The sequence below is a fragment of the Streptomyces ossamyceticus genome (genome assembly GCF_001418475.1).
In the GTDB taxonomy this organism is placed as follows: domain Bacteria; phylum Actinomycetota; class Actinomycetes; order Streptomycetales; family Streptomycetaceae; genus Streptomyces; species Streptomyces ossamyceticus.
Genome location: NZ_LIQX01000308.1, coordinates 1 through 7,083, shown reverse-complemented (window position 1 = coordinate 7,083; position 7,083 = coordinate 1). Strand labels below are relative to the sequence as shown.

The 7,083-nt window shown below is 70.4% G+C and carries 9 protein-coding genes; 6 read left to right on the top strand and 3 right to left on the bottom strand.

What is annotated here, in order from left to right; genetic code table 11:
- Together AOK15_RS23015 and AOK15_RS23010 are read left to right on the top strand one after the other, a co-directional pair.
- Positions 1 to 583 (top strand): (Fe-S)-binding protein (locus AOK15_RS23015; protein ID WP_240508555.1); only part of this gene is annotated, 583 nt, incomplete at its 5' end.
- Entirely contained in the window at positions 580 to 1,350 is a 771-nt protein-coding gene (locus AOK15_RS23010; RefSeq protein WP_055519891.1) for a metallophosphoesterase family protein, read from the top strand. The genes AOK15_RS23015 and AOK15_RS23010, both read left to right, overlap by 4 nt.
- 73 nt (positions 1,351 to 1,423) lie before the next feature.
- Here the strand turns inward: AOK15_RS23010 and AOK15_RS23005 are convergent, their stop codons facing one another.
- On the bottom strand, positions 1,424 to 1,795 hold the full coding sequence (locus AOK15_RS23005) for a DUF952 domain-containing protein (protein ID WP_055519889.1): 372 nt from the start codon (positions 1,793 to 1,795) through the stop codon (positions 1,424 to 1,426).
- Between the two features lie 210 nt (positions 1,796 to 2,005).
- On the opposite strand from AOK15_RS23005, the gene AOK15_RS23000 reads away from it, so the two are divergent.
- The gene (locus AOK15_RS23000; protein WP_055519894.1) at positions 2,006 to 2,725 is read left to right on the top strand and encodes a GntR family transcriptional regulator; all 720 of its coding nucleotides are present in this window, start codon (positions 2,006 to 2,008) and stop codon (positions 2,723 to 2,725) included.
- A gap of 484 nt (positions 2,726 to 3,209) precedes the next feature.
- Positions 3,210 to 3,725, top strand: a complete 516-nt coding sequence (locus tag AOK15_RS22995; RefSeq protein ID WP_157870345.1) for a hypothetical protein — start codon at positions 3,210 to 3,212, stop codon at positions 3,723 to 3,725.
- A 194-nt stretch (positions 3,726 to 3,919) separates the two neighbouring features.
- On the opposite strand, the gene AOK15_RS22990 is transcribed toward AOK15_RS22995, so the two are convergent.
- Positions 3,920 to 4,303, bottom strand: a complete 384-nt coding sequence (locus tag AOK15_RS22990) for a hypothetical protein (RefSeq protein WP_055519884.1) — start codon at positions 4,301 to 4,303, stop codon at positions 3,920 to 3,922.
- 130 nt (positions 4,304 to 4,433) lie between these two features.
- On the opposite strand from AOK15_RS22990, the gene AOK15_RS22985 reads away from it, so the two are divergent.
- Positions 4,434 to 5,375 carry a hypothetical protein gene (locus tag AOK15_RS22985; protein WP_055519881.1) on the top strand — a complete coding sequence of 314 codons (942 nt, stop codon included), beginning with the start codon at positions 4,434 to 4,436 and terminating at the stop codon, positions 5,373 to 5,375.
- Positions 5,376 to 5,475: 100 nt separating this feature from the next.
- Here the strand turns inward: AOK15_RS22985 and AOK15_RS22980 are convergent, their stop codons facing one another.
- Positions 5,476 to 6,324, bottom strand: coding sequence for an alpha/beta fold hydrolase (locus AOK15_RS22980; protein ID WP_055519893.1), 849 nt, complete (start codon positions 6,322 to 6,324; stop codon positions 5,476 to 5,478).
- A 136-nt stretch (positions 6,325 to 6,460) separates the two neighbouring features.
- On the opposite strand from AOK15_RS22980, the gene AOK15_RS22975 reads away from it, so the two are divergent.
- The gene (locus AOK15_RS22975; protein WP_055519880.1) at positions 6,461 to 7,009 is read left to right on the top strand and encodes a GNAT family N-acetyltransferase; all 549 of its coding nucleotides are present in this window, start codon (positions 6,461 to 6,463) and stop codon (positions 7,007 to 7,009) included.
- Positions 7,010 to 7,083: the final 74 nt, after the last annotated feature.

Sequence of the window (7,083 nt, the reverse complement as noted above, 5' to 3'; positions counted from 1 at the left end):
CCCGTTCCTCGCCCCCGCCCCCGCACTCGCCCCCGAGGCGGCGCTGGAGGCGGGCCCCGAGCTCGCCCCGCCGGGCCTGCCCCTCGTCGTCCTCGAACCGAGCTGCGCGGCGACCCTCCGCTCGGACCTCCCCGAGCTGCTCCACGACGACCCGCGGGCCGCCAGGGTGGCCGCCTCCGTCGTCACGTTCGCCGAGGCCCTGGAGCGGTACGCCCCCGGCTGGACGCCGCCCGCGCTCGACCGCCCGGTGGTCGGCCAGACCCACTGCCACCAGCACGCGGTACTGGGCGACGCCCCCGACCGCCGCCTCCGCGCGGCCGCCGGCCTCACCGGCGACCTCAGCGGCGGTTGCTGCGGACTGGCCGGCAACTTCGGCTTCGAGAAGGGCCACTACGAGGTGTCCGTCGCCTGCGCCGAGGAGCAGCTCCTCCCGGCGGTGAGGGCGGCGACGGAGGACACGCTGATCCTGGCGGACGGCTTCTCCTGCCGGACACAGCTGGAGCACCTGGCGGGACGGCGGGGTGCGCATCTGGCGGAGGTGCTGGCGGAAGGGCTGGACCGGGGGGAGAGGGGAGAGGGATGAGATCACCCGAAGTGGACCGTGTGGCCGTGCTGTCGGACATCCACGGGGTGCTCCCCGCCGTGGAGGCGGTGCTGGCGGAGCCGGAGGTGCGTGCGGCGGACCGGATCGTGCTCACCGGTGACATCACGGCGGGCCCGCAACCGGCCGAGGTGCTGGACCTGTTGCGCGGGGAGGGCGACCGGGTGGTGTGGATCGGGGGGAACGCGGACCGTGAACTGGTCGAGTACCGCCGGGGCGACCGTGCCACCATCCCCGACCCGATCGGCCCGTACGCGGCGAAGGCGCTCGGCGACGAGCAGGTCGACTTCCTCGCGTCCCTGCCGAGGACGTGCACTCTGGCCGTGCGTGGCCTCGGGCCCACCCTCTTCTGTCATGCGACGCCCCGCGACGACGAGGAGGTTGTGCTGGTCGATTCCCGCCCCGGCCGCTGGACGGAGGTCCTCGCGGACGTGCCCGCCGAGGTCCGCACGATCGTCTGCGGCCACACGCACATGCCCTACACCCGGCTCGCCGAGGGCCGCCTGATCGTCAACCCGGGCAGCGTCGGCATGCCGTACGGCCGCCCCGGCGCGCACTGGGCGCTGCTGGGCCCCGGCGTCGACCTCCGCACGACCTCGTTCGACATCCCCGCGGCCGTCGCCCGCCTCACCGCCGCGTGCGCCTACGAGGACATCGCCGCCTGGGCCGACCACTACCTCAACGACCGGACGACCGACACGGAGGCGCTGGCGGTGTTCGGCCCGAAGAACGGCAGAGGCGGCGCGTGAACGGAGGCGCGTGAACGGAGGCGTGAACGGGGTGCGACGGCGGGGGCGCGGCGGCCGCGGGCTCCGTCCGAGGTCAGCCGAGGTCCGTGACGTCCCTGAGCCCGGTGGCGAGCCCGTCCGCGTCCCACTCGACCTCCTGGATGCCGACCACGGCGTCCCGGTTGAGCGGGCCGAAGACATGGGGGAAGAGGACGTCGTCGCCGACGCCGGGCGGCGGGGCGGGCGCCGCCGCCTCGAACTCCACACGGGCGTCGAGCCGCGCCTCGTCGAGCATGAGCACGTGCAACGGCCGGGGCGCGTCCCGGTAGAACGCGTTGACGACCGCCACGGTCGTGGCCTCGTCCGGCGAACAGTGCACGAACCCGTCCTCGGCGAGCGAACCGGGAGCGTAGGGCTGATCGGGCCGGGCGGCCCAGGCCTCGGGTGACACGACGTGGTGGATCATGGGCCGGTTATACAGCACACCCCGGCGGGGCCCGGCGCCCAACGCCCGGCGCCCAACGCCCGGCGCCCAACGCCCGGCGCCCGACGGCGGTCGTGGCGGGCGTGTCCCCACCTTGATCGCTCACCGGTCACCGGGGTCTACCACCCGGACGTCGACGGCGGCGTGTGGAGCGGCCACCTCAAGTACGAGCGCACCACCGACACCGGCCACATCGTGGCCAGGTACTACGGCAAGTTCCACAGAGAAATCCCCCCGGGAAGCAGCCTCCCATCCACGGCCCACCTGAAGGTTCGCTTCGACGCGTCCAACGCCACGGTGCAGAAGGCGCTGCAGTTGCTCAAGGACGAACGTCTGGTGATCGGGCGGGCAGGTGCCGCGGTCACCGTTCGGGAGCACCGGCAGCGGACCGTGCGAGCCGCCTCCTTCATGGCCCCGGCTTCGCCCGGAGACCCGTATCGCTGGCTCGCCGAGGCGGCCAAGTCCGGCGCGAGTGCACGCAGCACTCTCCTCGACGTGGGCGAGCGCCGGCCGCCGGCGGACGTGCGCGCGGTGCTTGGCCTCCCGGGGGACGGTCTGGCGCTGCTCCGCAGCCAGATCCTGTTCATCGACGGTGAGCCGATCGAACTCGTGCAGTCCTACTATCCGCTGGACATCGTCCGTGGCACGCCCTTGACTGGCCGCCGGAAGATCCCAGGTGGAACTCCCACGCTCCTGGCCGAACTTGGCTATCCGCCTCGCCTCAGCGTCGACCGCGTTTCCGCCCGGGTGCCCACCCAGAGCCAGTACGAAGCGCTGAACCTCCCTACCAGCCTTCCGGTGCTGCGTACTCTTCGTGTGGTTCACAGCGATCACGAACGCGTCATCGAGGTGACGGTTCTGGTGAAAGCCGGGCATCTCTACGAGTTGCAGTACGAGTTCACGCCTGAGTGAGAGGTCGTTTTCGCCCGACGTCTATCCCGGATTCGACTGTTTGGCCTGTGGTGTCGCGTCGCGCCAGGAAATGATGTTCTCGCCGGTGAAGCGGCGGGCCATGACATGGCAACGTGGATCACGGCTTCGGAGCGGGCTGGGAGGGGTTCGTAGGAGGCCGGTCTGCGAGGCCGGGTGGATGGAGGTGATGTTCAACCTCGTCTGCAGGACCGTTCGTGTAGCAGCCGGTGGCCTTCGGGCTGAGCCCGGTGATACCCCGATGTGAGCCAGTTGGCCTCGATGACCGGCCGCATGCGCGGGAGAAGGTCCTTGGCACCGACCCCGGGGACCCAGGGCCGGACGGCGGGTTGGGTCCCGCTGGGCAGGTCACGACTGGGTCCGGGGCGTCCTCTACCCCGGTGTGACACCGCCGTCTTGCCGCAGTGGGCCCCGCCCAAGCACCCTGAACGCAGACGCGTTGGCACTCGATCGCAGCGGAGGCACCGTGCCCGAACAACCGCCGTCACGCGACCTGCCTTCCCGCATGATGATCTCCGCTGCAGCCCTCACGGTGCTGGTGCTCAAACTGTTTGCTCCGGAGCGAGTGGACATCACCGCCGTCGCGCTGCTCCTGCTCGTCTTGATCCCCTGGATGTCGACCATCCTGACGAGCGTGGATACCGGTGCTGGCGGGTTCGTGCTGCGCGAGATCAGACGCACCCAGGGCAGTCAGCAGGACGAGATCGGCCGCATGAAGTTCGTCTTCGAGCACCTCATTCCCGCCGAAGAACTGCGCCACTTGCAGCACCTCGCAGACGACACCCCTCTGCCCTACGACCGCGGCTACACCCGCCCCCACTTGGACGCCGAACTACGACGTCTGGCGGGAGTTGGTCTGATCGCGCGCAAGCCAGGCAAGTCCATCTCCGGCATGGGTGACACCGGTGATGTCAGAGAGCACTTCACCATCACCGACACGGGACGAACCTACTTGCACATCCTGCAGACCTTCCGCTCCTGACCAAAGGTCGTCGGCCGACTCGGATGTCAGGGGGCGTTTCCCAGGAGTGTCACGCTTCGCGGCGGCGGGCTCGGCTTCCCTGAGGTCGGCCGCCGCCTCGGCATGGGCCATACAGCCGGCGTGCCGCGCGTCGGCCGGCCCTTCGCCCAGTCGACCGGCGCGTTGTGAGCCTGCCCGCCAACCGAGGATGGCCGCTACTTTCGTTTCGCCTGAGCGATGATCTCCGCCCGTCTCCGGGCATACTGGGCGATCGCCCCCGGCTCATCATCGAAGTAGTCCTCCCAGAAGCCGGGACGCTGCCACTCCGGGGGCGCCAGCGTCAGGGATCCGCCCTCCAAGGCGGCCACCCAGCAACTCGGCATCCGCTCACTGACGACGGTGAACATCGCCGCGTCCCACAATCCGGGGCTGTCCAGGTCGGTGCTGGTGTCGAACCACTCAGGGATGCGCAGCAGCACGCGTTTCGCCGAGGTAATGATCTCCAGTACCGGGTAGTCCGCCCCCACCTGGATGCCCGGGTGCTCCGGCACCACCTTGCCGGTCGTGGGGCTGATGATTTGGTGGCATCGGACGATCACCCGTGCAGCCTAACGGCATCGCACATTGTGACTGAGGACTGAACCTGTCGGGCTGTGCGGCGAGATCAGGAACTGCGAGTTCGGCCCGGGACCTACGCTGACGCTGCCTTCCACCCTGTCTAGGAGTAGCGTGCCGCCTGCCTTCGTTCACCGGATCACGAAGTATGACCCCGCCGACCGTGATGCACACGGCAGCTACCGGGGCGCCGAGGCGGCGGTCAGCGACCACGGGCCGGTCGAGGCCGCGTATCTGGAGGCGATCTCCGCGTTCGCGGAAGCTGCGGGCATTGAACGGCTGGAGATCCGTGAGCCCTCTGTCGCCGGGCTCGTCCACCTCGGTGCCCAGTCGGCGGTCGAGGGGCACGGCCTCAGCGGGCTCTTCCCGGCTGACCTCACCGGCTACCACGACGGTGCCGAGGTCTCCCTGGCGGTGGCCCTGGAGCTGATCCGCGTCATGCTCCGTGAGCAGGGCGCCTGGTGCCGACTGGAGGCGGGAGACATTTTCGCCGTGCACGTCGGATGGGACCAGTACGTGTACGTGGGCAGCGACCAGCCCTGCAGGGACGCCGTGGCCCGTACGCGGGAACTCGGCCTCTTCTCGGAACCGGTAGAGACTTCCCCCTACGCCGCAGAACCAGAGGTGACAGAGGTCGCCGGCGAAGACTTCTGGGCGTTGGTGCGCACCGAGCTGGCGGCACGACATGGCCTGCTGTTGGAGGAGACCCCCGTCGTCAACGCCACACGCTGGCACCGGCTCACCACGGAAAACCTCAACGCGGTGCGCGCCGGTCTCGGCCCGCGTGCCCTGCTGACCGTCTGGCCGGACCTGCAACCCGACGTCGGCGCGGTCCTGACCGCGCTGCCGTCCGAATGTCACATTGAGTTGGTCTGGGAGACGAAGGAAGGAACGATCAGAGACGTGGTCATCGATGAGACCGAATACCAGGAGCTCGCTGCCCTGGTAGGCGACGCGCGAGCGGCCCGTGCTCTGCCCCTCTACACCGACGAACGCAGTCCACTGCTCCAAGCCGTTCTACCCGACAGCGACGGCGTGCTGCGCGCACGATGGTGACGCCGATTCATGAACGCCTGCCCGATGAAACCCGCGCGTCAGTATGCCCTCGTCCAGCCGAAGCCGAAGCCGAAGCCGAAGCCGAAGCCGAAGCCGGCGTTCAAGCGTCGCTCCCCGTCCCCGTCTCCTCGACGAAGTCCCGGATAGCCTCGGCGAGGCGTTCCGGCTGGTCTTCCGGTACCAGCGTGGAGGAGTCCTCGATCTCGATCAGCCGGCCCTTCGGGTACAGCGCGGCCAGCCGGGGGCCGTGCTCGCGCGGCATCAGGCGGTCCTCCGTGGCCCAGACGACGAGCACGGGACGGTCGAAGTCCCGCAGCTCCTCGCTCCACTCCAGCAGAACGGCCCGGCCGGGCGCCGACGTGGCGAACTTGGCGAAGTCCCGCCGGATGGCCCGGCTGCGGGTCGCGGGGCCGAACCACTCGGCGAGGATCTCGTCCGGGATGCCGCGCAGGCTCATCCCCCCGTATCCGCGGGGGTTGTCCCGGAACGCGGGGACCCGCATGAGACGGGTCAGCAGCCGGACACCGCCGGGTACCCTGCACACCTGGGCCACGGCCTTGGCGGGACCGGGCGGGAAGTTGTCGAACGCCTCGCAGGCGACCAGCACGAGCCGCCCGACCCTGTGGCCCCGCTCCTCCGTCACCAGGAACTGGCCGCCGCCCCAGTCGTTGAGGACGAGCGTCACGTCGTCCAGGCCCAGCCGCTCCATGAACTCGCCCAGCAGCCGTGCGACGCCCCGGTGGGACAGGTCGGCGTCCGGTCTCATCGGCCGGCGGTGGCCGCCGAGCGGCAGCGTGGGCAGGACGCAGCGGTAGCCGTCCAGGAGCGGGACGACCTTGCGCCACTGCGTCCCCGTCATCGGCGGACCATGGCCGAACACGAGCACGGGCCCGTCCCCGCCTGTGTCCTGATAGTCGATCGTCCCGGCCGACAGCTCGACCTCCGGCACCACGCCACCCCCGTCCGACGAGTAGCCCTCACCGGGACCGGCGGGGCCAGGTCCAACCTATGCATGCTTCGGCCGCCTCGACCCTCGGTCGCAAAATCATGTGAGACACAACCGCAGTGGCGCCTACCCTCCGGGAATGGATCTTCGCGAAGAGCTTCCGAGCGACGGGCAGGCCGTACGGGGCGTTCACCTGGGGGCGTTCGGTGACCACGGCCCGGTCGTGGCCGACCTGGTCGACACCCTGCGGGACACCCTCACGGCCGACCACGGCCTCTCGCTGGTCGCCGAGCACGACGGCCAGGTCGTCGGGCATGTCATGTTCACCCGCGGCCTGCTCGACGCTCCTCGGCGGCTCGTCGACGTGCACATCCTCAGCCCGCTGGCCGTGGCGCCGCCGTCCCAGAGGCAGGGGATCGGCGCGGCGCTGGTCCGGCACGGGCTGGGCGTCCTCGCCGAACGGGCGGTTCCGCTGGTCTGGCTGGAGGGCGATCCCGGCTACTACGCGCGCCTCGGCTTCGAGCCCGGTGGTGGGCTGGGCTTCCGCAGGCCCTCCCTGCGCATCCCGGACGGCGCCTTCCAGGTGCACCGGCTCCCGGCGTACGAGCCCTGGATGACGGGGACGCTGGTCTACACGGAGCCCTTCTGGCGGCACGACGCCGTCGGCCTCCGTGACCCCGACGCGTGACTTTGATGTGTGCCCCCGACGCGTGGCCCTGATGTGTGGCCCCGGCGCGTGGCCCTGATGTGTGGCCCCGGCGC

Excerpts from the sequence above, each read along its gene's own strand:
- AOK15_RS23005 (WP_055519889.1), bottom strand. The coding sequence starts at position 1,795 with ATGATCCACCACGTCGTGTCACCCGAGGCCTGGGCCGCCCGGCCCGAT.
- AOK15_RS22975 (WP_055519880.1), top strand. The coding sequence starts at position 6,461 with ATGGATCTTCGCGAAGAGCTTCCGAGCGACGGGCAGGCCGTACGGGGC.
- AOK15_RS23010 (WP_055519891.1), top strand. The coding sequence starts at position 580 with ATGAGATCACCCGAAGTGGACCGTGTGGCCGTGCTGTCGGACATCCAC.